We start from the raw sequence: 23,009 nt of genomic DNA on the forward strand, positions 1-23,009 counted from the left end.
AATTTTCAAAAAAATATCCCTTACTCCCCCAGTAGGTAAAACGCTTACACGCAAAAAACGCCTAAAATAACCCCTTGTCAGTCAGTAGAAAGCATTCTATAATGTCCATTATATAAAAACAAATGTACACGCTGAAAATACAAAGAGGGCTGGACCCTCAAAAGGGAGTAGATTTGATTGAAGGAGATTTCATTGGGATTGCTTGGTTTAGGGACGGTTGGCTGTGGGGTAGTGAAGATTGTGGAAAATCATCAGGATAAACTGAAGCATCAAGTAGGCTGTGCTGTGAAGGTGAAAAGGGCGTTGGTAAAGGATCTACATAAGGAACGGCTTGTGGATTTCGATGAAAAGCTGTTAACCTTGCATGCCGAAGAGGTGCTTGAGGATCCGGAGATTGATGTAGTGATCGAAGTGATGGGTGGAGTGGAAGAAGCGAGACACTATATTCTGAGAGCATTGAAAAACAAGAAACATGTGGTGACTGCCAATAAAGACCTGATGGCTGTCTATGGTTCGGAGCTTTTGGCCGCAGCGGCAGAGAACAATTGCGACCTCTTCTATGAAGCAAGTGTTGCTGGCGGAATTCCAATCCTGCGCAGTCTGGTGGATGGGCTTGCATCCGATCGAATTACAAAAATGATGGGGATTGTGAACGGGACGACCAACTTCATCCTGACAAAAATGAACAATGAAGGATCCTCCTATGAAGAAGTGCTGCAACAGGCACAGGTGCTTGGATTTGCTGAGGCAGATCCCACTGCCGATGTGGAGGGGATTGATGCTGCAAGGAAGATGGCAATACTTGCTACACTCGGTTTCTCGATGAATATTGAACTGAAGGATGTCCAGGTAAAAGGTATCTCGGCTATCTCTGAAGAGGATCTGGAATACAGCAAAAAGCTTGGCTATACAATGAAACTGATCGGGATTGCACACCGAGAAAACGACAGGGTGGAGGTGAGCGTGGGACCGACGCTCCTGCCCAAGGATCACCCGCTGGCAAGTGTGCAAAATGAATACAATGCGGTTTATGTGTATGGCGAGGCAGTGGGAGAGACGATGTTCTATGGACCTGGTGCTGGCAGTCTCCCAACAGCAACTGCGGTTGTATCGGATCTGGTTGGGGTCATGAAGAATATGAGACTTGGAGTAAACGGAAAGAGTATGGTATCCCCGCAGTTCCAAAAGACGCTGAAGGAAAAGGATGAAGTACAGGCAAAGCATTTCCTGCGTGTCCATGTGAAGGATGAAGTGGGTGTGCTATCCCATATTACAAATCTTTTTTCCAATAAAGGAGTAAGCTTTGAAAAGATCCTGCAGCTGCCATTGAAAGAAGAATCATTGGCGGAAGTAGTGGTTGTCACGCATCATGCCTCACTAAAGAGATATGAGGATCTGCTGGAGGAGCTTTCAAGTATGCCGATGGTTCAGGAAATCAAAAGCAGCTATCGAGTGGAGGGAGAAGTTCTGGTATGAAATGGAAAGGATTGATAGACAACTATAGCAGGTTCCTACCAGTTAGTGAAAAAACGCCGAACGTCAGTCTTCACGAAGGTCATACACCTCTTTTGTTTTTAGAAAATCTCTCCAACGATTTGGGTGTTGAACTATATGTAAAAGTAGAGGGAGCGAATCCAACCGGTTCTTTTAAGGATAGAGGGATGGCCCTGGCTGTGGCAAAAGCGAAGGAGGAAGGAAGCAGCACCATCGTCTGTGCTTCAACGGGAAATACATCCGCTTCTGCAGCAGCATATGCAGCCAGAGCGGGGATGAAATGTGTTGTCGTGATTCCAGACGGTAAAATAGCACAAGGGAAATTAGCGCAGGCAGTCATGTACGGTGCCGAGGTCTATTCGATAAAAGGAAACTTCGATGAAGCCCTACAGCTCGTCAGAAGGTTGTCGGAGGAATTGCCAATCACACTTGTGAACTCTCTTAATCCATACCGGATCGAGGGGCAGAAAACAGCGGCGTTCGAGGTGTGCGACCAGCTGGGTAAGGCGCCTGATGTACTGGCTTTACCCGTGGGGAATGCCGGAAACATTACTGCCTATTGGAAAGGATTTAAAGAATACAATCAACAGTTTCAAACTGGTCTTCCTGAAATGAGGGGCTTTGAGGCGGAGGGTGCAGCAGCAATTGTGAAAAATAGCATCATTCCTGATCCAGAGACGATAGCCACTGCCATTCGGATCGGAAATCCTGCAAGCTGGAAACAGGCAGTGAGTGCTGCGGAAGAATCAAAAGGAAAGATTGATTTTGTCACAGATGAAGAGATGATAATGGCGTACCGGCTGCTTGCCAAAAGGGAAGGCATCTTTGCTGAACCGGCTTCAAGTGCTTCCTTGGCAGGTATCATGAAGCATCTGCAGCATAAGGAGCTGGCGAAGGGGAAAAGAGTGGTGGCGGTATTAACAGGCAACGGCTTGAAGGATCCCGTTACCGCAACAGAGCATGCAAATGTGAAGGTGCAGAGTCTGGAGGGCTATAAGCAGCTGGCAGCATCCTTTGAAGGTGTGTCTGTATGAAGGAGTATAAGAATGGATATGTCATAAAGGTTCCGGGCAGCTCTGCCAATCTTGGCCCTGGGTTCGATTCTATCGGGCTTGCAGTTTCGAAGTATGTAACACTTTTCGTGCAATATGCCAATGAGTGGAGATTCACCTCAGTCCCCCCATTATTGCTGAATGAGGAGGATAACCTGCTCCGAACTGTCTGTATGGAGCTGGAGAAGCTTTGGGAGCTAAAAGCACCTCCTGTTCATGTGCATATTATGAGTGAGATCCCGATGGCACGTGGATTAGGCAGCAGTGCAGCCGCCATTGTAGGTGCCATTGAGGTCATGAATATCGTATGTGGAAAAAATCTGACGCCGGATGAAAAGCTTCAACTCGCAGCAAGGTTTGAGGGACATGCCGATAATGTAGCAGCCTCTCTCTATGGCGGGCTCATTGTATCCACCTTTCGAAATGGCAGCTTTGAGTATATTAAGTTACCGGTTCCGAAAATGGAACTGGTGGTAGTGGTGCCGAATTTTGAAGCAAAAACGAGTGAATCCCGGCAACTTTTACCGGATGTGCTTCCATTCAAAGAAGCGGTGCTTGGAAGCAGTCATGCCAATGTACTCCTTGGTGGCCTGATGATGCAGGACTGGAAGCTGGCAGGAAAAATGATGGAAAGTGATGTGTTCCATGAGCCTTACCGGTTGAAACTGTTTCCGCAGCTCTCCAACGTTCGGGACAGGGCAAAAAAAGCCGGAGCCTTTGGGGTAAGCATCAGTGGAGCGGGGCCGACCATCATCTGCTTTTGCGAGCGTGGCTTAGGACGGAATGTACAAGAGAAACTGCAGGGAGAATATCCTGACTTTGCTGTAGATTATTTGGAAATCAGCAGCGTGGGAAGCGAGGTACACTCCAATCATTTTACATGTGTATAAAACATAAAAAAACCGGGAGCGGCTGCAAGCCATCCCGGTTTTGCTTTATAGGCTGTATTAAAATACCTGTTCTACTTCCACGATGCCTGGAACTTCTTCAAGAAGTGCGCGTTCGATACCAGCTTTTAGCGTGATAGTTGAACTTGGGCAAGATCCGCAAGCTCCCAATAGACGAAGCTTTACAATTCCATCCTCCACATCTACAAGCTCGCAGTCTCCTCCGTCACGAAGAAGAAATGGACGCAATTTATCTAATACTTCCTGTACTTGTTCATTGATTTCTGGGTTAGACATATTTATCGCTCCTTTCCATACCATATTTATATTATATAGCGAATGTAATAAAAAATCTATTGCCTTGCACTGGGTGTTTTTAGGAATTCTCTATTTTTTTTGTCACTTTAAACACCGCGGTTGATTTCCGCACTAGGCTGCGCTTTCCGCGGGGCGTTTGTGGAGCCTCCTCGGCTTCGCCTGTGGGGTCTCCACTAAACGCTACCTCCCGCAGGAGTCTTCGCCTATTGCTCCAATCAACCGCTAGATTCTAAAAAAATCAAAAAAATGCACTATCAGTATTCCTCATGTAAAGGATTTACAGCATAATATATAAATATAGTGCTGACGTTATGCGTCACTTGCCGCCCCTGTTGGTTGGAGTGCAAGGTGTGAGACTCCTGCGGGAGATAGCGGTAGGCTTGAGACCCCGCAGGCAAGGCCGAGGAGGCTCGAGCACCGCCCCGCGGAAAGCGAACACCTGGAACGGAAGCCGACAGGGAGTCAAACGCAGACACTTATTTTCAGGGATCCTATGAAAAAGTAAGCGTTTTACGGTAAAATGAAAGAAAAAGAGTCATGGAGGCCGAGTCATGTCCAAACAGGCAGTAGAAATAAGCGTATATGGGGCAGAAGTGCTTTGTCCAAGTTGTGTAAACCTTCCATCATCCAAAGAAACCTATGAATGGCTGCAGGCGGCAGTCGCAAGAAAATTTCCAGACCAGCCCTTCACCATTTCCTATATAGATATTTTTAAGGCGGAAAATTGTGAGGATGAGAAGAAGGCATTTGCAAGCCGTGTGGTCGAGGAGGACATGTTTTACCCTGTTGTAGTCATCAATGGTGAGATAGTGGGGGAAGGGAATCCCAAGCTGAAAACCGTTTATGCGGAAATGGAGAAATACGGATACATCGCTTCATAAAAAAAATGCGTGAATGAGGGATTGGCTCATTCACGTATTTTTTATTAACCGTTATGATATTTATACATCCAAAGGATTCCAGACTTTAAAAGTCGGGCTACCCTTCCTGTAAGCGGGCGTTCGTTCACAAGGCCGAAACCATGCTTTTTCCCAAGAGAGCCGAGAACTCCTTTTAATTTGATTGGAGGGAATTCCTCTGGTGGAGCTTCGCCATTCCAACGCTTTACGAGAACCTGGACGATCTGTTCGGCTTGTCCCTCTGCCAGCTGCGCACTAGGCGCATGTGGTAGACTGGCACAATCACCCACAACATATACATGCTCATTGCCCGGGATATTGTGCTGTTTCGTTAAGACGATGCGCCCTTGATTATCTTTTTCGACATCCAGGTCACGAACAACCTTGTTTGGTTGAATTCCTGCTGTCCATACGATAGCATCGCAGTGTACAGGTTCATCATGGTTGAAAAGAGTTTTTTCCTCCACTCGGGTAATATTGGAACCGTTTATTACTTCCACTCCGTGTGTCTCAAACCAGTTCTGCACATATTGGCTTAAACGCTCAGGGAAGCTGGAAAGAATGATGTTCCCTCTGTCGAATAGTTTAATGGTCAAATCAGGACGGCTTTCATGAAGTTCACTTGCAATCTCCACGCCGCTCAAGCCTCCGCCGACAATTGCCACCACTTTGTTTGCTGCTAAGTCATTTAGTGCCTGATAGGCTTTTCTTGAGTTGTTGATGGTCTGGATACTGAAGGTATGCTCCTCGGCTCCTGGAATATTGTGATATTTATCCTCACAGCCAAGACCTATTATAAGATCATCAAATGAAAGGGTACTTTGGTCCTCAAAATGAACTGTTTTGTTTTCCATATCGACACTAGTAACTTCTCCATATTTAACGGAGAGCTTGTGATGCTCCGGGAATGTCACGCGAACATGGTGATCTGAAATGGTCCCTGCAGCAAGCGCATAGAATTCCGTTTTTAAACTGTGGTAGGGAGCGCGATCCACTAGCACAATTTCCGTATCTTCAGGTAACTGATTCGGAAGGAGACGATGCAAAATACGCATTCCTCCGTAACCTCCGCCAAGCACAACAAGTTTTTTCATAGCAGCTAAACTCCTTTTCAAGCTTGTATCTATTCTTAATTAAAATAATTTCTAGTAATCTAGGAAAATTATGTGAAATAACGCACATATGATAACCCGTTTGCGCTTTCAAACTCCAATGTGTATGTCACGTTTAAATAAAATACCATTAAAAGTATATCGAAATTAAGACAAAATAACAACATTCTTTCACAAAATACTTAGATTAATGACCGTTGTAAAACCAGGAAATATGTAGTCTATCAGCTAAAATTTTACAGTCAGAAAAGGAGTATGGAATAGTGTGCATGAATAGAGTTGCAAATGAAATCAAAATATTGACCTTATAAGGAAAAAAAGGTAGCATGAAGGTGCAATAGAGGGGTGAATAAGGTGAAACCAATCATAGAGTTTTGTATCAGTAATTTAGCCAGCGGATCTCAAAAAGCGCGTGAAGTGCTGGAGAAGGATCCTAACTTGGATATAGTGGAATATGGTTGCCTCGGGTACTGTGGGAAATGTTTTGACTCTCTATTTGCTCTTGTAAATGGGGACGTTGTTACTGGCGGCACACCTGAGCAGCTGGTAGATAACATCTATCAATACTTGGAAGAGAATCCAATGTTCTAAAAAAATCAGCACATCTATAGCGTGCTGATTTTTTTATGCGTGCATATGAAGCTGTCTTTGTGCGGTTCTGATTTCATACCAGCGATCTCGGGATTTCTCCACTAATCTTACTTGGGTATCCTTGTCTTTATGCTGGAGTACAAGCTGAAAGTATCGGATTGCTTGTCTTGAATTTCCTAATCGTGTGTGAAGTTCCCCAATTAAATAAAGCAGTTTGATTTCACTCATGCTTGTCTGTGAGAAATCTCCGTTTGAGTAGGAACGTTCAAACTGGTCTGCTGCCAGCTTCAAAAAACGCAACTCCTGTACTTCGTTTTTTTCCACTGTTCGGTACAGCCATGCCAGGCGCAAATACAGTCCGGACATCACTATGGAAGCTTCGTTTTTAATCATTCCTGAATAGATTCCCAATTTATAGCTGTTGATTGCAGTCTGAACCGATCTTATTTCCCCATAACTTTTTTTCTGCCAGTGCTTCTGGATCTTATTTCTAATCGCATTCATCGTACCAGGCGGGAAGTGTGAACTGAATTCCTCTGTAATGGAAAATCCGCAGTTTGGACAAACACTTACATAGTAGAGCAAGGGATTTGTTTCCAATGAATCATAGATGGAACAAAAATCCGTGTCATGTGAAATTGGGCGGATGAAGCGAGATTTCACTTTCTTTGTTGTGTATGCATGGTCACAAATGCTGCAAATATGATTTCGGTTGAATAATCGCTCCAATACCAACACATCCTTTTCGAAATACTTAACTTTATAAATCAAAAGTACCACAAATCAACCGAGGGGGAAAGGTGGGAGTGATTCTATATGCCTATTCATCCCTAAAGATTCTTTCTGGTATTCATACATTATTTTATTAATAGTGGGTAATTTAAGTAGGAATAGTATACGTTTTAAAGTCATGTAATAAATTTACAAAAAAAAAGTTCTTTCAAACGCTTTCATTTCGTAGTAAAGTGTTATTGTGATAGTTAGATGTCTGACGACAAACAACTTGCAGAAATTTCTAATAGAGGTGAATATTATGAATAATATCCTTTGGGGATTAATGGGGATTGCAGTGATTTTTGCTATTGCATTTCTTCTTTCAGAAAATAAACGCAGAATCAGCATCCGCACTATTTTAGGCGGACTTGCGATTCAATTGCTGTTTGCGTTTATCGTACTAAAATGGGAGTTGGGAAGAGAGGCATTTCTTGGCCTGACCAACTACGTACAAAATGTAATAACGTATGCAAACGATGGGATTTCCTTCTTATTCGGTCCGGTTTTAGGTAATCCTGGATCAGAAGCTACTGGCTTCGTCTTTGCATTTCATGTATTAACGATCATTATATTCTTCTCAGCATTAATATCTGTACTTTATTACCTTGGCATCATGCAAATCATTATCAAATTCCTTGGTGGTGGATTGGCAAAGCTTTTAGGGACAAGCCAAACGGAATCACTTTCAGCGTCTGCCAACATCTTTGTAGGACAAACGGAAGCACCTTTGGTAATCAAACCTTATATTAAGACGATGACAAAGTCTGAGCTATTTGCTGTAATGACAGGTGGATTGGCTTCTGTTGCCGGTTCTGTTCTCTTTGGATATGCAGCTCTAGGAATTCCTTTGGAGTATCTTTTGGCAGCAAGCTTCATGGCAGCTCCTGGTGGACTGATCATGGCTAAAATGCTGATTCCTGAAACAGAAGAGGCAAAAACACCAACCAAAGCGGAAATCGAAGAAGCTGAAGACGAAAAGCCTACAAATGTTATCGATGCTGCTGCCCGCGGTGCATCCGATGGATTAAAGCTTGCATTAAACGTTGGTGCGATGTTGCTTGCATTCATCGCATTGATTTCCCTGATCAACGGAATGCTAGGCGGAATTGGTGGATGGTTCGGTGCTGAAAACTTCACGCTGGACTTCATCTTAGGCTACTTGTTTGCACCATTGGCTTTCATTATCGGTATTCCTTGGAGCGAAGCGATCGCTGCTGGTAATCTGATCGGTCAAAAGCTTGTATTAAATGAATTTGTGGCTTATTCCACTTTTGCAGGTCAGCTTGATATGTTCAGTGGAAAATCCATTGCGGTAATCTCTTTTGCACTATGTGGATTCGCGAACCTTTCTTCTCTTGCGATCCTTCTTGGTGGACTAGGAAGCCTTGCGCCTAGCCGTCGCTCGGATATCGCAAGATTAGGTTTCCGTGCAATCATTGCAGGTACACTTTCCAACCTATTGAGTGCTGCAATTGCAGGTATGTTCATTCTATAATTTACACGTTAATGAGCTCACACGCCTTTTATGGCGTGTGGGCTTTTTTGTGGGACAAGGGACCTGTCCCTAACAAGAAAAACCCACGTCATCGTGTTTCTTTCCGAGAAACATTCGATACATGGGTTTTTCATATAAAACGGGGGATGTTTTTATTGTGTTCAATGTATTATGTATTTATACTTGTAGGAAATAATATTTTTACTTGGAGGATCTTTCAAACATGCGCTCCTTTCAATTTACAAAAATGCACGGATTAGGGAACAATTATATATATGTCAATATGTTTGAGGAAGACTTGAAGGAAGAAGAGCTGTCATCCATCGCGATCCAGGTGGCGAGTGTCCATACAGGTATCGGCTCTGACGGAATGATCCTGATTTGCCCTTCAGACGTGGCTCCCGTTAAGATGAGAATCTTCAATAATGATGGTTCGGAAGGGAAAAACTGCGGCAATGGCCTTCGCTGTGTAGCAAAGTATGCATATGAGCACGGTCTTGTAAAAGAAGAAACCTTTGAAATAGAAACATTATCCGGATTGGTGGAAGCAAAACTGGAGCCGGAAGATGGAAAAGTCCACATTGTAACAGTTGACATGGGAGCGCCACGCTTGGCAACCGAAGAGATCCCGATTCTTGTGGATAAACAAGAGCAGTTAGTGAATGAACCGTTCAAGGTAGGAGAAGAGACCTATCATATCACTACTGTTTCCATGGGCAATCCCCATGTGATATTTTATCTGGATGATATTCATGATGCTCCGCTTACGACACTGGGTCCGATCGTAGAGAAGGACCCACGATTTCCTGAGGGAGTCAATGTCGAGTTTGTGGAAGTGGCAGCGGAGGATGAACTTCACTTTCGCGTGTGGGAACGTGGATCCGGTATCACCCAGGCATGTGGAACAGGAGCATGTGCAGCGGTGGTGGCTTCTATCCTGAATGGAAAAACGGAGAGAAATAGAGAGACAACTGTACACTTAGCCGGTGGGGACCTGTTTATTACATGGACAGCAGAAGGCACTGTAAAAATGCGAGGACCTGCTGAAACCATTTGTACCGGTACTTACTATTATAAATAACAAAAGTGGCACCACTATGCATATACTAAAGGAAAGCTGTTAAATTGAGGGAATCACGATTAATAGGTATAATATAAACTAAGAGAGAAATTCTTTAGGAGGTGTAAATAATGAAAGATATCATCACTATTACAGAAGCGGCTGCTTTTCAAATAAAAGATATGATGAATGAATACGGAAGCGCTGAAGTATATCTTCGAGTTGGAGTAAAAGGTGGGGGCTGCAGCGGCCTTTCCTACGGCATGGGCTTTGAAGAGGAAAAAGGCGAGAAGGATATCGAGCTGGAGCAGCACGGCATCAGGATCCTGATTGATGACGAAAGCAAACCAATCCTTCAGGACGTCAAAATCGATTTCAAACAATCCATGATGGGCGGGGGCTTCACCATCGACAACCCGAACGCCATTGCCAACTGTGGGTGTGGCTCTTCTTTCCGTACAGCAACGGAAGCAGGAAAGCCGGAGGAGTGCTGATAGTACAACGGCTGAAAAGCTCTTTAGCAGGATTATTCCGCTAAAGAGCTTTTTTGTATTGAAATAGAAATGATTTTGTAACATTAATGAAATATTTATGGTTAATTTTGAAACTTCTAGTACTCCCGGGTCGTCTATTATGTAGAACGAAAAAGGGGGATCCAGTTTATGAAACGAAAAATAAAAGCCATTATTCTTGTAACTTCCACAATTATCACAGTAGGTGGATTGACCTTACATTCAACTGCAATAAATGCCAATACGATAAAACTTGCTACACCGCATTCAGGTAAAATCATTGACACTGATGTAAGAGTCATTTCCGAAACACAGCTGGAATGGCCGAGCTTACAACCTGGCGAGATGTATATACCAACAAGCAAACCAAGTGCTCTGCCTGAGCCGAAGTATCAAGAAGAACCACTACAAACTGAACCTTCAGAACAGGTTGTAGAAGAACCTGTTGTAGAAGAACCTGTTGCAGAAGAACCAATTCAGGAGGACCCAGTTGAAGAAGTTCTTTCCGGCGAATATGTTGAAATTAATGGGATGGAATTCTACGCTGTTACCAGCAGGTTTGATAATGAATTGGCTTTGGCACAAAAGTATGGTGCAGGTTTTTATGGCATCCCAAACTCCTGTATCTTCGCTTTTATCAAGGATGGAGAAATTATATTCAGTCTAAGTACCGGTTACGCTTCCATCAACCTCGAATATAAGGAAATGGCAGTGGAGTTTTTCTCCAGTAAAGGTTTTTCAGAATACACGGGACTAGTTGAAAACATCAAGCACGTTCTGGAAACTGGAGAAGAGGTGGAAATAATGATGGAGGATTATATAGGTTATTACATCGCCAAAGATGAGGAGAGGATCAGTGTATCCTGGTAGAACATGAAAGAAGCACCGCTGATTAAAGCGGTGCTTTCATTCGTATTACTTAGCCGATTTCCATCTATAAAAGAAGCAGCCACCTAAAACAAGCAATACACCAAATGATCCCACGACAAGATTTTGAGTGGAAGGGTAGTTTGCTGTTGCATCACCGGATTTTGTAGGAATCGTACCGTCACCAAGCTCTTTAAGATCTTCTTGTGCATAGGCTAATTCTGTTGTTCTGGAGCACAAATAGGTGGTGTACTTACCATCTTCCTGATAGGCATAAACGATATATTCTTTTCCGGCTTCAAAATTGACTCCACAACCAGCGGAGTCAATGGCGGTATGAACAGTTGTTTCCTTAGAATCCATCCCTTTCCACGATTCCTTCACACTGATTTTGGCTGTGAGCGTACTATCATCTGTTTTGACACTGATCACTTTTCCGGAGAAGACGGCATCCGATTTTTCCAATTCCGCTAACGGAGTACCGGGTGGCAGGCAGGAGCAGGCGTAGGATGAAGAGGAAAAAGGTAGAGAGAAAAGACTGATCAGGAAGAAAAGGAAGCCGATTTTCATGACTTTCATATGCTTTTCACCTCGTCTTGTTATAGTTAATAAGTTTGACGTGAGAAGGAGGATGAAAGTTACAGATGACGATGAAATTGGTGTGATCCCTAACAGAAAATTTCAGTTGGATTTAGTCTTATGCACAAAAATCTTGATTTGCGCTCCATTTTGCGGGGTTTTCGGTTAAAAATTATTAAATGCGAGTAAAAAATAGATTTTATGCACAAAAACTAAACACTTATGCACAAAGCGCAAGATAAGACAAAAAACGTCAAATTCCGCAGGGGCACCACGCACTAACTACGAACCCCGATAGCAAAAAAAGGACCAACCCCATAAAAGGATTGGTCTTCAACACGTGTTTAAAACAAGCTCGTACTATGCAGCGGCTGTACTTTAGCCTTAGGATCGATATAAGATTTAGCGTTATTCACGGCAGTCGGTGCTTCCCCGAATCCGCAGGCAATCAGCTTCACCTTGCCATCGTACGTACAAATATCACCGGCAGCATAGATTCCTTGAATATTCGTTTCCATTTTGGAATTGACCACGATGGAGTTTTTCTCGATTTCAAGGCCCCAGTCTTTGATCGGCCCCAAGGAGGAGACGAAGCCGTAGTTGACGATTACGTCATCTACATCCAGTACTTCTCTTTCCTCGGTTTTAACTTTCTCTAGTACTACCTGGTTGATGGCATTGACGTCGCCGATGAGCTCAACCGGCACGTTAGGCGTTTTGATTTCCACCTTGGAGTTCATCAGAAGCTCCACACTGTGCTCATGAGCGCGGAACTTGTCGCGGCGATGGATCAGGGTCACTTTTTCAGCGATTGGCTCAAGCATAAGCGCCCAGTCCACTGCTGAATCTCCACCACCGAAGACCACTACCTTTTTACCGGCAAACTTGTTCATGTCATCCACAAAGTAATGGATGTTTTTGTTTTCGTATTCCATCGCATTTTCCAGTTCAAGACGTCTAGGCTGGAAAGCGCCGTTTCCTGCTGTAATGATGACAGCTTTGGAATAGTGTGTTTCTTTATCAGTGGAGATTTTGAAAGTCCCGTCTCCCATTTTTTCCAACGTTTGAACAGACTGTTCCAATGCAACCGTTGGCTCAAACTTGGACATCTGCTCTTTAAGGTTATTGATCAGCTCTTGCGCACGGATTTTCGGAAAGCCGGCAATATCGTATATGTACTTTTCCGGATATAACGCAGATAATTGACCGCCCAATTGTGGCAGACTTTCGATGATTTTTACACTTGCCTGTCTCATTCCCCCATAGAAAGCAGTGAACAAGCCTGTTGGTCCTCCACCAATAATGGTGATGTCATATAATTTTTGTTCTTCGTTCATCTCTGTCTATCCCCCTAAACATTGATATAACTTCCTAAAGCCTATCATAGCATAAATTCAGAATAATATCTTTTTTTCATCGGGACGAATGCTGTCACGCTTCAAAAAAACGACAGTAAAATAGTAATAATAAAGGGTCGAACGAGTTTCTATGCAGCTATTTTTATCTAAATTTTCTAAAGGTTTCAAAACAATCTTTTAGTCTTGAAAAAAGTCAAGAAAAAGAATATGATGTTATGTAGGCAAATATAGTTCTGTGACAAATTACGCACTTTTATGCCGTTCTTATTAGTGAAGTGTTTCACAAACATTTTTCTTCATATTTATCATTAAAAATCTTCCTTTAAGGGGATTGTAAGAATAGGTATAGTGGGATTTGTCTAGCGTTTTTATTTTTTACTTTTTATACTCAATAAAAAATATTCTAAAGGTGGATGTGATTCGATTGAAAAAGCCAAGTATAGTAATTTTAGGTGCAGGTTATGGTGGATTGATGACGGCTGTACGCCTTCAAAAGATGATCGGAGTAAACGAAGCGGATATCACTCTTATTAATAAAAATGATTACCATTATGAGTCAACATGGCTGCATGAAGCATCTGCAGGGACTTTGCCTGCTGATCGCACTCGCTACAAGGTGTCGGAAGTAATTGATAAGAGCAAGGTACACTTCCTGCATGACACAGTTACAGGCATCAACAAGGAAGCAAAAACTGTTGCGTTGACCAAGGGTGGGGAAATTTCCTATGACTACCTGGTTGTCGGTCTAGGTTATGAAGCTGAAACATTTGGTATCAAAGGCTTAAAAGAGCATGCTTTCTCAATCGCAAACCTGAATGTTGCCCGTAAAATCAGGGAGCATATCGAGTATCAATTTGCGACATACAATACAGAAGCAAACCGTCGCGACGATCGTTTAACGATTGTTGTTGGAGGAGCTGGATTCACTGGTATCGAATTCCTGGGTGAATTGGTAAACCGCGTTCCTGAGCTTTGCAGCGAGTTTGATGTACCAAAAGAAAAAGTACGCATCGTATGTGTAGAGGCTGCCCCAACTGTTCTTCCAGGTTTCGATCCGGAGCTTGTTGAATATGCAGTAGGTACATTAGAGCGCAAGGGTGTAGAATTTAAAATCGGTACTGCAATCAAAGAAGCAACAGAAGAAGGCATTATCGTTGCGAAGGATGAGCAAGTGGAAGAAATCAAAGCTGGCACTGTTGTATGGGCTGCTGGTGTTCGTGGAAACCACTTGGTGGAAGATTCAGGGTTCGAAAACATGCGCGGTCGTGTGAAAGTAGATCCTTATCTAAGAGCACCTGGTCATGATGATGTATTCATCGTTGGGGACTGCTCCTTGATCATCAACGAAGAAATTAATCGTCCTTACCCTCCTACAGCACAAATTGCGATGCAGCAAGGGGAAGTATGTGCGAAGAACCTGGCTGTTCTAGTTCGTGGTCAAGGTGAATTGCAAACATTCACTCCTGACTTAAAAGGAACAGTATGTTCATTAGGTGAAGATGATGCGATCGGTGTAGTATTCGGACGCAAAATCATGGGTTCAAAAGCATCCTTCATGAAGAAGATGGTTGATAACCGTGCACTTTACATGATTGGTGGAGCTGGACTAGTAATGAAAAAGGGTAAATTCAACGTATTATAATTTTTATATCAAGCCGTCCTTCTCATAGGCGGCTTTTTCTTATGGAGAATTACTGATAACATATAGATAGAAGAGAGTCTAAGGGGTTGCTATCATGTCAAAAAGAGGAAATGTTTGGTTGGCTGTAGCCGGTGTAGTGAGGTCAGATGACGGAAAATGGCTCGTGGTAAAGAAGAAGTATGGGGGACTTAAAGGTAAATGGTCGTTTCCGGCTGGCTTTGTGGAACAGAATGAAACAGTGGATGAAGCGGTGAAAAGAGAGATTTTGGAAGAAACGGGAGTGACGGTTACGGTAGAGGGCCTGATTGGGGTGCGATCAGGTGTCATCAAAGAAGAAATCAGTGATAATATGCTGATTTTTCTCTGCAAGCCTCAAGACGATGCAGTCCTGTACCAGCCTAGTGAGCTGTCGGATGCCGCTTTTATGACAAAAGAGGCATTGGAGAATGATCCCGACACTTCCCTGCTCATCCATTATTGCATCAATCAGGAGAATCTCTCTTTACTTAAAGGAACGAATCCCATGGATCCGGGGGATATCTTTGGGTACAGCTCCTATAAATTATTTTTCTAAAGATTCCGAAAATTTGAGAAAATGAGAGATTGCGATAGATTCCACATGATGTTATCGCTTACATTAAGGTTTTTCGCTATTTTCGTCCCTTTCCAGAATATATAAATGATGATATATTATCAGAAAATTAAATCAAATTTCTGTTTTTAGAGAAAACATCATTTGGAGGGATATGGAATGAAAAATCAACTGCAAACAGAGAAAAAAGAATGTGTTTACTGTTCAGGCAAAGGATATTTTCAATTGCTGTTAGGTGGATCTGAGACCTGCAATTGCTGCGGTGGAAGCGGCAGAAAATAAGATAAATGGCACTATCACATCGGTTCGGACAAAATACCGACAAATGTGATAGTGTTTTTTCATTTGGCTTTCAAATATAATTGACTCGTATCAAGCCATTCAGTACACTAAGAAAAGATGTGTATTGGAGGTGCGTGGTATGAATATACCTATATTGCTTATTTCGATCGTACTATTTTTTGTGTTATTTTTTGGAATTGGATTCCTTCTAAATATGTTATTGCGTATGTCCTGGATTATGGCCATCATTTATCCAGTGGTTTGTATATGGATCATCGTGCAAGATGACTTGAATCTGATAGACTTTTTCAGAAACACAGGGGAAGCATTCTCCACCGTCGGGAAAGGGATTGCCTCCTTGCAGCTGGCAGATATCTCAATCCTGATCAGTGGTTTCCTGGGAGCCATCCTTTCCGGTATTGTCATAAAAATGCTGAGAAAAAGCGGATATCAAATGTTTTAAGCGAAGAATCGACTATGGTCGGTTCTTTTTTTCTGCTCTAATGTAGGAAAAACTTAATAGGTTGTTAACATTTACTGGAAAAATAACGTGTTTACTAGACAAATCTCACAAAAGTGGAATATTTCTTGGTGAAAGAGGGAAGAAATACTTTGTGAGAGGAGTGATTGTATCACATGAAAACGGCGAAGACGCTATGCCGAAGGATGGTTACAGCGGTTTTGTTTACTCTGGCGCTATTTGTAACCTTTCAATCTTTATCTGGTGTGGAAGCATCGACCATACAGACTTGGCTAAAAGAAAATGAAATTTATACAACAAAAGAAACAGGCGAACATGAACATAAAAGCTTTTTTAAAAAAATCGGATTGGATTGGAAGAGTTTAAAGATTGCTTTTGCTACTCCAACACTTGTCTCTTCCGAAGAGGCGGTGGAGTCTTCCAAAAGGCTTGAGGATATGGATTGGAGTGGATACGAAAAGCAGACGGTATCTGCAACCGGTTATACAGCAGGCATAGAGTCTACAGGGAAAAACCCCGATCATCCAGGGTATGGAATTACATATTCAGGACTTAAGGTCCGAAGAGATCTCTATTCAACAATTGCGGCAGACATAAGTGTCTTTCCAATCGGGACCATTCTTTTTATACCGGAATACGGATATGGAGTGGTAGCTGATACAGGCAGTGCCATCAAGGGGAAAAAGATTGACCTATATTATGAAACAGTCGAGGACGTATTTTCCGAATGGGGAAAAAGAACACTCGACGTCTACGTGATCAGAAACGGTGACGGGAAAATAACGGAAGAAGAGCTGACCTTATTGAATGAAGAAGAAACGATGCAGGTGTTTCGTCAGAAGTTTATAGGGGACAGTGAAAGATAATGTGGACAAGCTGCATAGCTGATAAAATGGTCGATACTATCATAAAAGATAGTTCGACCATTTTTTATCAGTGGAAAAGATATCGGGATGCAGAAGCTTGGCAAGTTTTTGTAGTCCTTCCAGTAGCCTTGGGGAGGGCCGGCAAAATAGACGTTCTTCCAGCACAAAAATGTGATTCCGTTTCACTGCATTAGTTTCAGTCCAGCCAGGCCTTCTACGAACATGGTCAGGGTTCATTTTGGATTCCTTCACACCAACCCATATCATGCAAATGACATCGGGATTCCTCTTCCGGACATCCTCCCAATCTGTCTGATAGCTAGCCACCTCCCGATCAACAAATATATTCCTTGCGCCTGAAAGTTCACTGATCTCCGTCAGCCAGTTTATCGATCCTGGAGTGAAAACAGGCTTTGGCCACCATTCCCAATATACTTTTGGTTTCATTTGGACGGTTGTGGCCAGCTCCTTGTACGATTTTATGAATGCGTCCATGGACTCCGCTACTTGTCTGGCCAGCTCTTTCCTATCAGTCAGCGCTACTACCTTGATTAAATCATCTTGAATATCCTTTAAAGTTTGTGGATTCAATACAATATGTGGAATGTTTCTTTTCTGAAGTGATTCAATATTACGTTCCATTCCAGGTACACTAAGGCTCGCGAGAACAAGGTCAGGCTTCAGCTCTTCCACTTTATCCATATCAATATGAAGGTCAGGCCCAAGCTTAGGCAGATTGATGACTTCTTGTGGCCAGTCAGAGAAATCATCCACCCCTACCAAATCATCAATCAGATTTAGGTAAAACAGTAATTCCGTATTACTGGGACATAATGAAACGAGTCGCATTCTATCACCTACCAGATTTCTGTAAAATAATGAAGCACAAGCGTAAGTAATATTCCAGTCAGTCCCCCAAAGAAAACTTCAATCGGCTTGTGTCCCAGAAGCTCTTTAAGGTCTTTGACTTTTTCCTGTTCGTTCATTTTTGGCCACTTTTTTGTTTCTTCTACAAACCGGTTAAAATCTCCGACCAATTTATTCAGCACGATTGCCTGTTCCCCGGCATGCCTTCTTACTCCTGTAGCATCAAACATGACTATGATAGCAAAAACGGTTGCCACAGCAAAAACGGGAGAAGAAAGTCCAACCTCAAGCGCTACTCCGGTTGCCAAAGCGGTTACCGCAGCAGAGTGGGAACTTGGCATACCGCCGGTGCTTGTTATGAGGGACCAGTCAATTCTTCTCGTAGCAATAAATTGAATGGGTACCTTTACGAACTGTGCAAAAAAGATTGCTGCGAGTGCAGCCCATAACGGGAAATTCTGAAATAGTTCCATGCTTCATCAATCGCCCTTTCAATGATGAAATGATAGTTAGTATATTTACAGGTGGATTCTTCCTTACTATACCCTTTCTCATTTGTTGTAGCACTTTTCTTTAGTAAGAAATTCCTTTTTAAAGATTATGAAGGATCTATTTAATAATTATGAATTATTTTAATCCTTTTGTTAAGATTATAATAAGAGAATTTTTGAAGAGGGGATTAAATAATGGTCATCTACCCTGAAGAATACTATGAATTTTTCATTTCTTTTAACGAAGGGGATTATTACACCTGTCATGATTTGTTGGAGGAAATCTGGATGACAGATAAGGAAAATTACTTTCTAAAGGGCTTGCTGCAAATGACGGTGGCCATTTACCATTATGAATACGGGAATGTGAAAGGTGCGCGTCTGATGATGCACGCTGGTCTCATGTATATCCAGAAGTACCGTCCGAGGTTTTGGGGAGTTGATCTGGAAAAGGTCAACGAGTTCATTGTAAAGTGTTTGGCCACTTTCCCTCAAGACTTAGATCGGGTCCCTTTTGACAAGGTTTCCGACCTGCCCCAGCTTCCTTCTCTTGTGCTTTTTTTGGAAGATGATTAGAAACTCGAAATATATCTTCTTTTTCGATATAATAGAGACAAATATGTGGGAGGTGCCAGAGGATGTTTACAGTACAAAATCATACGGATTTTACAGAGCGGCAGACGGCAATCATTGTAGGGCTTTCAGAAAAAAATAAAAAGGTGGAAGGCCTGCTAGGAGAATTGGATGCTCAGCTTGACGGCCAGATTACCGATCTATTGAAGGAAGGCGACATTTCCTCCAAGAAGAACAAGATAGCTAAAATACATACGTTTGGGAAGACAGCTTTTAAAAGGATTTTTGTTGTAGGCTTAGGCAGAGAAGAGAAATTGAATTTTGAAGAGCTTAGAAAGGTTTTCGGCAGAGTGGCAAAAACCATCCAAGAGTCCAAGTATACGAGCGTTGCGGTCGCTCTGGATACATTCCTAACGGATAAAATGGATGCATTGGATGCAGCCCATGCTTTAGGGGAAGCCATTCCGATGGCCACCTATATGTATGACGGATATAAGAAGAAATCCAATGAACCAGAGGTAAAGCTTGCGGATGTCATGGTCATTACCGATGTCGATAGCGGGGAGATCCAGGCGAGCCTGAAGGTCGGATACCATTTCGGAACAGGAACCAACTCGGCACGTACATTGGTCAACCTCCCAGGAAACATGCTTACAGCGACGGATATGGCAAATTACGCTTCCGAACTGTCAGAGAAATACGGATTTGAACTGGAAATCCTGGAAAAAGAAGATATGGAAAAGCTCGGAATGGGCGCGTTGCTGGCTGTAAACAAGGGCTCAGTAGAACCTCCAAAAATGATTGTCATGAAGTACCAGGGCAAAGATGAATGGACGGACGTGATCGGTCTTGTAGGGAAAGGTATCACTTTTGATACTGGCGGTTATTCCATCAAGCCAAAGGACGGCATTGTCGGCATGAAATCCGATATGGGTGGTGCAGCTTCTGTACTTGGTGCCATGGAAGTAATTGGGGAACTGAAACCGGAACAGAATGTACTGGCAGTTATCGCGTCTACCGATAATATGATCAGTGGAAACGCCTTTAAGCCGGACGACGTGATTACATCGATGAGCGGTAAAACAATCGAGGTACTGAACACGGATGCAGAAGGCCGTCTAGTTTTGGCAGATGCCATCACATATGCCAAGCAGCACGGGGCAAACTATCTTGTAGATGTTGCAACCCTGACAGGCGGGGTGATCATTGCATTAGGAAACCACACTACAGGTGCATTGACAAATAATGAGGATCTATTTGAACAGATTCTCGAGGCTTCCTATGAAGCGGGAGAGGAAATGTGGCGGCTGCCGATTTTCGAGCACGCGAAGGAAAGAGTTCGCAACAGTAAAGTGGCAGATTTAAATAACTCTCCTGGTCGGGACGGACATGCCATCTTCGCAGCTGCATTTATCGGAGAATTTGCGGAAGAGACTCCTTGGGTACACTTGGATATCGCTGGAACAGCAACAGCCAAATCGAATCATGATTTAGGCCCAGCAGGCGGAACGGGTGTCATGGTTAGAACACTGGTAACGTTTGTGCTGCGTTTTGGTGAGACGGAAGAGGAATAATAGTCGTATAACACACCTTCTTTTTCGAAGGTGTGTTTTTTGTTATTGCGAAACCTGTTTCTTACATCGACACTTCCTCTCTTTTCCTATCATTTTTTGTTGACACCCCTTAGCAATCATGATAATTTAGTTTTATGCTTTTTTACTCTAATTCTCTAATAGTTTAATACAGTAAAGTAAAAACATAAATTATACAGACAGAAAAGAAAGGAAGTAACACTCATGAATGCAGTCCTCATTGCTGTTTTAGTTATGCTCGTATTAAGTTTACTTAGAATAAATGTTGTATTGGCGCTTGTAACTGGTGCGTTGATCGGAGGTCTGGTCGGTGGTTTGGGCCTTGAAACGACGATCAATACGTTTACAGATGGACTTGGTGGTAATGCCGCAGTTGCCTTAAGTTATGCGTTGCTTGGAGCTTTTGCGGTTGCCTTGTCGAAGACAGGCTTGCCTGATGCACTGGTGGAAGGTGCCTTGAAGCTGGTCGGATCGAAGGGGGATACTCGTAAAAAGGCTCTATCAAAGGTACTGATCCTAATGATTATTCTTGCAGTTTCGATCATGTCCCAAAACGTGATACCTGTTCACATTGCCTTTATTCCTATCCTAATACCGCCATTGTTGAAAGTATTAAATGAACTGAAAATTGATCGCCGTTTGACTGCGACCATTATCACTTTCGGTTTAACGGCACCTTATATTCTATTACCTGTAGGATTCGGTGGTATTTTCCATGATATCCTGAAAACCAATATGGCAGAGAGCGGAATGAATATCAGCCTTTCTGATATCCCGATGGCGATGCTTATTCCGACCTCAGGAATGGTAGTAGGTTTGTTGGTTGCTATCTTCTTCAGTTATCGAAAAGAAAGAAACTATTTACAGGAAGAAATTGCAGGGCAGCAGACAGAGAGCTATACAAAAAAATCACTTGCTGTTGCGATTGTTGCCGTACTTCTTTCTCTTGCTTCACAGCTGTATCTGACGGAAGTAGTCGGGGTTCAAGGGATGATCTATGGATCTCTCGTAGGTATCATCATCCTTTATGCTGGTGGTGCGATGAAATTTAATGAAACAGATGTTATTTTGACTTCAGGTATGCGCATGATGGCATTCATCGGATTTGTCATGATTGCTGCATCCGGATTCGCAAGTGTGCTAAGGGAGACAGGCCACATCGAATCATTGGTGGAGACTTCTGCAACATGGATTGGAACGAATCAGCTCTTAGCAGCGTTCGCTATGCTGCTGGTCGGCTTGCTGATTACAATGGGCATTGGATCTTCTTTCTCCACGATTCCTATTATTGCTGCCATCTTTGTTCCTCTTTGCATGGAGCTTGGATTCAGCCCGATGGCGACCATCGCCATAGTCGGGACTGCAGCAGCGCTCGGAGATGCAGGATCGCCCGCTTCCGACAGTACGCTCGGGCCAACATCTGGTCTGAACGCAGACGGACAGCACAACCATATCTGGGATACTTGTGTACCGACATTCATCCACTACAATATTCCACTGATTATCTTTGGATGCATTGCTGCAATGGTTTTATAATGTTGGCTACCCTGAAAATAAGTATGTGTTCTGTTTAACTCCCTGTTGATTTCCGTTCCAGGTGGCAGCGATCGCGGGGCGGTGCTTGAGCCTCCTCGGCCTTGCCTGCGGGGTCTCAAGTCTACCGCTATCTCCCGCAGGAGTCTCACACCTTGCACTCCAATCAACAGGGGCGTCAGGTGAAGCATAACGTCAGAACTATATTTTCTTTTCTCATGGTGTAAATCTTTTACATGAGGGTCTCTGTTATACAAAGTGTTGTTTTATATATATGTATACTAGCTGTTGATTGGAGCAATAGGCGAAGACTCCTGCGGGAGGTAGCGTTTAGTGGAGACCCCACAGGCGAAGCCGAGGAGGCTCCACAAACGCCCCTTGGGTCGCTGCGCCTAGTGCGGAAATCAACAGCGGTGTTTAACGGAGCCGTAATAGGAAAAGACCTGCTACTGTTATATCGGTAGCAGGTCTTTTCCTATTATTAAGCAACTCTTCGTGTATGTGAAATGTTCGTAGTCTTATTCAATGCATGGTACAGTCTCGGTGCGATCATTGCGCAGATAATCGTGAACACCAAATCTTTAACAGAGAACCAAGCCATGATCCCCCATGCCGCTTTGTAGCTCATATTTCCTTCCGCCACATTGTTTACGATAAACCACATATAGGTTGTGCCAATTACATAAATAAGGATGATTCCAACGAATGATGCGGTCATAAAAGCGGCAAGACCCGGTTTTTCGTTTTTTTCCACAATAAGACCAACCACAAAAGCTGTTACGATATAAGAAAGAATGAAGCCGCCTGAGCCGCCAAGTACAGCACCCATACCAGATCCAAACTGTGCGAAAACAGGTGCTCCTGCAATTCCTACCAATAAATAAACAAACATGCTTATTGCGCCAAGACGTGATCCCAGTAAAATCCCGGCAAGTATACAGAAAAATGGCTGCATGGACAATGGAATGCCTGCCACTTCCAAAAATGGTGCCCAGGAAGTGATGTTGGCCCCAATCGCCATCAGTGCAACAAACATTGCTGCATATGTAATGTCCAATGTCTTCATTCTACGCTTCATAATGTAAACCCCTT

At 43.1% G+C, this 23,009-nt stretch carries 24 protein-coding genes and 1 pseudogene; 17 read left to right on the forward strand and 8 right to left on the reverse strand.

What is annotated here, in order from left to right:
* Positions 1-177: 177 nt before the first annotated feature.
* From ACFVAD_RS14140 to thrB, 3 genes are read left to right on the forward strand one after another with little or no spacing between them, the layout of a single operon-like run.
* The gene (locus ACFVAD_RS14140; protein WP_386641146.1) at positions 178-1,476 is read left to right on the forward strand and encodes a homoserine dehydrogenase; all 1,299 of its coding nucleotides are present in this window, start codon (positions 178-180) and stop codon (positions 1,474-1,476) included.
* Entirely contained in the window at positions 1,473-2,528 is a 1,056-nt protein-coding gene (gene thrC / locus ACFVAD_RS14145; RefSeq protein ID WP_386641149.1) for a threonine synthase, read from the forward strand. Before ACFVAD_RS14140 ends, thrC begins: the two co-directional genes overlap by 4 nt.
* Positions 2,525-3,436, forward strand: a complete 912-nt coding sequence (gene thrB / locus ACFVAD_RS14150; RefSeq protein ID WP_386641151.1) for a homoserine kinase — start codon at positions 2,525-2,527, stop codon at positions 3,434-3,436. The genes thrC and thrB overlap by 4 nt, the downstream gene beginning before the upstream one ends.
* A 57-nt stretch (positions 3,437-3,493) precedes the next feature.
* On the opposite strand, the pseudogene ACFVAD_RS14155 reads toward thrB, so the two are convergent.
* Positions 3,494-3,766 (reverse strand): annotated as a pseudogene (locus tag ACFVAD_RS14155) (NifU family protein); the annotation flags it as partial.
* A gap of 536 nt (positions 3,767-4,302) precedes the next feature.
* On the opposite strand from ACFVAD_RS14155, the gene ACFVAD_RS14160 reads away from it, so the two are divergent.
* Positions 4,303-4,632: a YuzD family protein gene (locus tag ACFVAD_RS14160; RefSeq protein ID WP_386641153.1), complete on the forward strand. Its 330-nt coding sequence runs from the start codon at positions 4,303-4,305 to the stop codon at positions 4,630-4,632.
* A 44-nt stretch (positions 4,633-4,676) separates the two neighbouring features.
* Here the strand turns inward: ACFVAD_RS14160 and ACFVAD_RS14165 are convergent, their stop codons facing one another.
* Positions 4,677-5,744, reverse strand: coding sequence for an NAD(P)/FAD-dependent oxidoreductase (locus tag ACFVAD_RS14165; protein WP_386641156.1), 1,068 nt, complete (start codon positions 5,742-5,744; stop codon positions 4,677-4,679).
* Positions 5,745-6,116: 372 nt separating this feature from the next.
* Between ACFVAD_RS14165 and ACFVAD_RS14170 the strand changes: the two genes are divergently transcribed.
* Entirely contained in the window at positions 6,117-6,353 is a 237-nt protein-coding gene (locus ACFVAD_RS14170) for a YuzB family protein (RefSeq protein ID WP_386641159.1), read from the forward strand.
* Between the two features lie 33 nt (positions 6,354-6,386).
* Here ACFVAD_RS14170 and ACFVAD_RS14175 read toward each other — a convergent pair whose 3' ends face one another.
* Positions 6,387-7,082 carry a DUF2225 domain-containing protein gene (locus ACFVAD_RS14175; RefSeq protein ID WP_386641162.1) on the reverse strand — a complete coding sequence of 232 codons (696 nt, stop codon included), beginning with the start codon at positions 7,080-7,082 and terminating at the stop codon, positions 6,387-6,389.
* Between the two features lie 304 nt (positions 7,083-7,386).
* On the opposite strand from ACFVAD_RS14175, the gene ACFVAD_RS14180 reads away from it, so the two are divergent.
* From ACFVAD_RS14180 to ACFVAD_RS14195, 4 genes are all read left to right on the forward strand, one after another.
* Positions 7,387-8,622, forward strand: coding sequence for a NupC/NupG family nucleoside CNT transporter (locus tag ACFVAD_RS14180; protein WP_386641165.1), 1,236 nt, complete (start codon positions 7,387-7,389; stop codon positions 8,620-8,622).
* A 223-nt stretch (positions 8,623-8,845) separates the two neighbouring features.
* Complete coding sequence (gene dapF / locus ACFVAD_RS14185) at positions 8,846-9,703, forward strand: diaminopimelate epimerase (protein WP_386641168.1); 858 nt, start codon at positions 8,846-8,848, stop codon at positions 9,701-9,703.
* A gap of 110 nt (positions 9,704-9,813) precedes the next feature.
* The gene (locus tag ACFVAD_RS14190) at positions 9,814-10,176 is read left to right on the forward strand and encodes a HesB/IscA family protein (protein ID WP_386641170.1); all 363 of its coding nucleotides are present in this window, start codon (positions 9,814-9,816) and stop codon (positions 10,174-10,176) included.
* Positions 10,177-10,344: 168 nt separating this feature from the next.
* Positions 10,345-11,064: a hypothetical protein gene (locus ACFVAD_RS14195; protein WP_386641172.1), complete on the forward strand. Its 720-nt coding sequence runs from the start codon at positions 10,345-10,347 to the stop codon at positions 11,062-11,064.
* Positions 11,065-11,109: 45 nt separating this feature from the next.
* Here ACFVAD_RS14195 and ACFVAD_RS14200 read toward each other — a convergent pair whose 3' ends face one another.
* Together ACFVAD_RS14200 and ACFVAD_RS14205 are read right to left on the reverse strand one after the other, a co-directional pair.
* Entirely contained in the window at positions 11,110-11,640 is a 531-nt protein-coding gene (locus ACFVAD_RS14200) for a hypothetical protein (protein ID WP_386641174.1), read from the reverse strand.
* 344 nt (positions 11,641-11,984) lie between these two features.
* Positions 11,985-12,977 (reverse strand): NAD(P)/FAD-dependent oxidoreductase, encoded by a 993-nt coding sequence (locus ACFVAD_RS14205; protein WP_386641176.1) that lies wholly within the window; start codon positions 12,975-12,977, stop codon positions 11,985-11,987.
* 436 nt (positions 12,978-13,413) lie between these two features.
* Between ACFVAD_RS14205 and ACFVAD_RS14210 the strand changes: the two genes are divergently transcribed.
* From ACFVAD_RS14210 to ACFVAD_RS14230, 5 genes are all read left to right on the forward strand, one after another.
* Positions 13,414-14,640, forward strand: coding sequence for an NAD(P)/FAD-dependent oxidoreductase (locus ACFVAD_RS14210; protein WP_386641178.1), 1,227 nt, complete (start codon positions 13,414-13,416; stop codon positions 14,638-14,640).
* Positions 14,641-14,734: 94 nt separating this feature from the next.
* Positions 14,735-15,214 (forward strand): NUDIX domain-containing protein, encoded by a 480-nt coding sequence (locus tag ACFVAD_RS14215; RefSeq protein ID WP_386641181.1) that lies wholly within the window; start codon positions 14,735-14,737, stop codon positions 15,212-15,214.
* A 177-nt stretch (positions 15,215-15,391) separates the two neighbouring features.
* Positions 15,392-15,514 carry a YuiA family protein gene (locus tag ACFVAD_RS14220; RefSeq protein ID WP_204418777.1) on the forward strand — a complete coding sequence of 41 codons (123 nt, stop codon included), beginning with the start codon at positions 15,392-15,394 and terminating at the stop codon, positions 15,512-15,514.
* A 139-nt stretch (positions 15,515-15,653) separates the two neighbouring features.
* Positions 15,654-15,977 carry a YuiB family protein gene (locus ACFVAD_RS14225; RefSeq protein WP_386641183.1) on the forward strand — a complete coding sequence of 108 codons (324 nt, stop codon included), beginning with the start codon at positions 15,654-15,656 and terminating at the stop codon, positions 15,975-15,977.
* Positions 15,978-16,150: 173 nt separating this feature from the next.
* Positions 16,151-16,861 carry a 3D domain-containing protein gene (locus ACFVAD_RS14230; protein WP_386641186.1) on the forward strand — a complete coding sequence of 237 codons (711 nt, stop codon included), beginning with the start codon at positions 16,151-16,153 and terminating at the stop codon, positions 16,859-16,861.
* Between the two features lie 39 nt (positions 16,862-16,900).
* Here the strand turns inward: ACFVAD_RS14230 and ACFVAD_RS14235 are convergent, their stop codons facing one another.
* The gene (locus ACFVAD_RS14235) at positions 16,901-17,710 is read right to left on the reverse strand and encodes a cobalamin-binding protein (RefSeq protein ID WP_386641189.1); all 810 of its coding nucleotides are present in this window, start codon (positions 17,708-17,710) and stop codon (positions 16,901-16,903) included.
* An 8-nt stretch (positions 17,711-17,718) separates the two neighbouring features.
* Positions 17,719-18,201: a divergent PAP2 family protein gene (locus ACFVAD_RS14240; RefSeq protein ID WP_386641192.1), complete on the reverse strand. Its 483-nt coding sequence runs from the start codon at positions 18,199-18,201 to the stop codon at positions 17,719-17,721.
* Between the two features lie 213 nt (positions 18,202-18,414).
* On the opposite strand from ACFVAD_RS14240, the gene ACFVAD_RS14245 reads away from it, so the two are divergent.
* From ACFVAD_RS14245 to ACFVAD_RS14255, 3 genes are all read left to right on the forward strand, one after another.
* Complete coding sequence (locus tag ACFVAD_RS14245; protein ID WP_386641194.1) at positions 18,415-18,795, forward strand: DUF309 domain-containing protein; 381 nt, start codon at positions 18,415-18,417, stop codon at positions 18,793-18,795.
* Positions 18,796-18,857: 62 nt separating this feature from the next.
* Positions 18,858-20,366 (forward strand): leucyl aminopeptidase, encoded by a 1,509-nt coding sequence (locus tag ACFVAD_RS14250; RefSeq protein ID WP_386641196.1) that lies wholly within the window; start codon positions 18,858-18,860, stop codon positions 20,364-20,366.
* Between the two features lie 222 nt (positions 20,367-20,588).
* The gene (locus ACFVAD_RS14255) at positions 20,589-21,920 is read left to right on the forward strand and encodes a Na+/H+ antiporter family protein (RefSeq protein ID WP_386641198.1); all 1,332 of its coding nucleotides are present in this window, start codon (positions 20,589-20,591) and stop codon (positions 21,918-21,920) included.
* A 478-nt stretch (positions 21,921-22,398) separates the two neighbouring features.
* Here the strand turns inward: ACFVAD_RS14255 and ACFVAD_RS14260 are convergent, their stop codons facing one another.
* Entirely contained in the window at positions 22,399-22,995 is a 597-nt protein-coding gene (locus ACFVAD_RS14260) for a biotin transporter BioY (protein ID WP_386641201.1), read from the reverse strand.
* Positions 22,996-23,009 lie beyond the last annotated feature (14 nt).

The sequence above is a fragment of the Sutcliffiella sp. NPDC057660 genome (assembly GCF_042800035.1).
Classification (GTDB): domain Bacteria; phylum Bacillota; class Bacilli; order Bacillales; family Bacillaceae_I; genus Sutcliffiella_A.

Coding starts and splice junctions, on each gene's coding strand:
- thrC (WP_386641149.1), top strand. CDS start 1,473: ATGAAATGGAAAGGATTGATAGACAACTATAGCAGGTTCCTACCAGTT.
- thrB (WP_386641151.1), top strand. CDS start 2,525: ATGAAGGAGTATAAGAATGGATATGTCATAAAGGTTCCGGGCAGCTCT.
- ACFVAD_RS14160 (WP_386641153.1), top strand. CDS start 4,303: ATGTCCAAACAGGCAGTAGAAATAAGCGTATATGGGGCAGAAGTGCTT.
- ACFVAD_RS14165 (WP_386641156.1), bottom strand. CDS start 5,744: ATGAAAAAACTTGTTGTGCTTGGCGGAGGTTACGGAGGAATGCGTATT.
- ACFVAD_RS14180 (WP_386641165.1), top strand. CDS start 7,387: ATGAATAATATCCTTTGGGGATTAATGGGGATTGCAGTGATTTTTGCT.
- dapF (WP_386641168.1), top strand. CDS start 8,846: ATGCGCTCCTTTCAATTTACAAAAATGCACGGATTAGGGAACAATTAT.
- ACFVAD_RS14190 (WP_386641170.1), top strand. CDS start 9,814: ATGAAAGATATCATCACTATTACAGAAGCGGCTGCTTTTCAAATAAAA.
- ACFVAD_RS14195 (WP_386641172.1), top strand. CDS start 10,345: ATGAAACGAAAAATAAAAGCCATTATTCTTGTAACTTCCACAATTATC.
- ACFVAD_RS14200 (WP_386641174.1), bottom strand. CDS start 11,640: ATGAAAGTCATGAAAATCGGCTTCCTTTTCTTCCTGATCAGTCTTTTC.
- ACFVAD_RS14205 (WP_386641176.1), bottom strand. CDS start 12,977: ATGAACGAAGAACAAAAATTATATGACATCACCATTATTGGTGGAGGA.
- ACFVAD_RS14215 (WP_386641181.1), top strand. CDS start 14,735: ATGTCAAAAAGAGGAAATGTTTGGTTGGCTGTAGCCGGTGTAGTGAGG.
- ACFVAD_RS14220 (WP_204418777.1), top strand. CDS start 15,392: ATGAAAAATCAACTGCAAACAGAGAAAAAAGAATGTGTTTACTGTTCA.
- ACFVAD_RS14225 (WP_386641183.1), top strand. CDS start 15,654: ATGAATATACCTATATTGCTTATTTCGATCGTACTATTTTTTGTGTTA.
- ACFVAD_RS14230 (WP_386641186.1), top strand. CDS start 16,151: ATGAAAACGGCGAAGACGCTATGCCGAAGGATGGTTACAGCGGTTTTG.
- ACFVAD_RS14235 (WP_386641189.1), bottom strand. CDS start 17,710: ATGCGACTCGTTTCATTATGTCCCAGTAATACGGAATTACTGTTTTAC.
- ACFVAD_RS14240 (WP_386641192.1), bottom strand. CDS start 18,201: ATGGAACTATTTCAGAATTTCCCGTTATGGGCTGCACTCGCAGCAATC.
- ACFVAD_RS14245 (WP_386641194.1), top strand. CDS start 18,415: ATGGTCATCTACCCTGAAGAATACTATGAATTTTTCATTTCTTTTAAC.
- ACFVAD_RS14250 (WP_386641196.1), top strand. CDS start 18,858: ATGTTTACAGTACAAAATCATACGGATTTTACAGAGCGGCAGACGGCA.
- ACFVAD_RS14255 (WP_386641198.1), top strand. CDS start 20,589: ATGAATGCAGTCCTCATTGCTGTTTTAGTTATGCTCGTATTAAGTTTA.
- ACFVAD_RS14260 (WP_386641201.1), bottom strand. CDS start 22,995: ATGAAGCGTAGAATGAAGACATTGGACATTACATATGCAGCAATGTTT.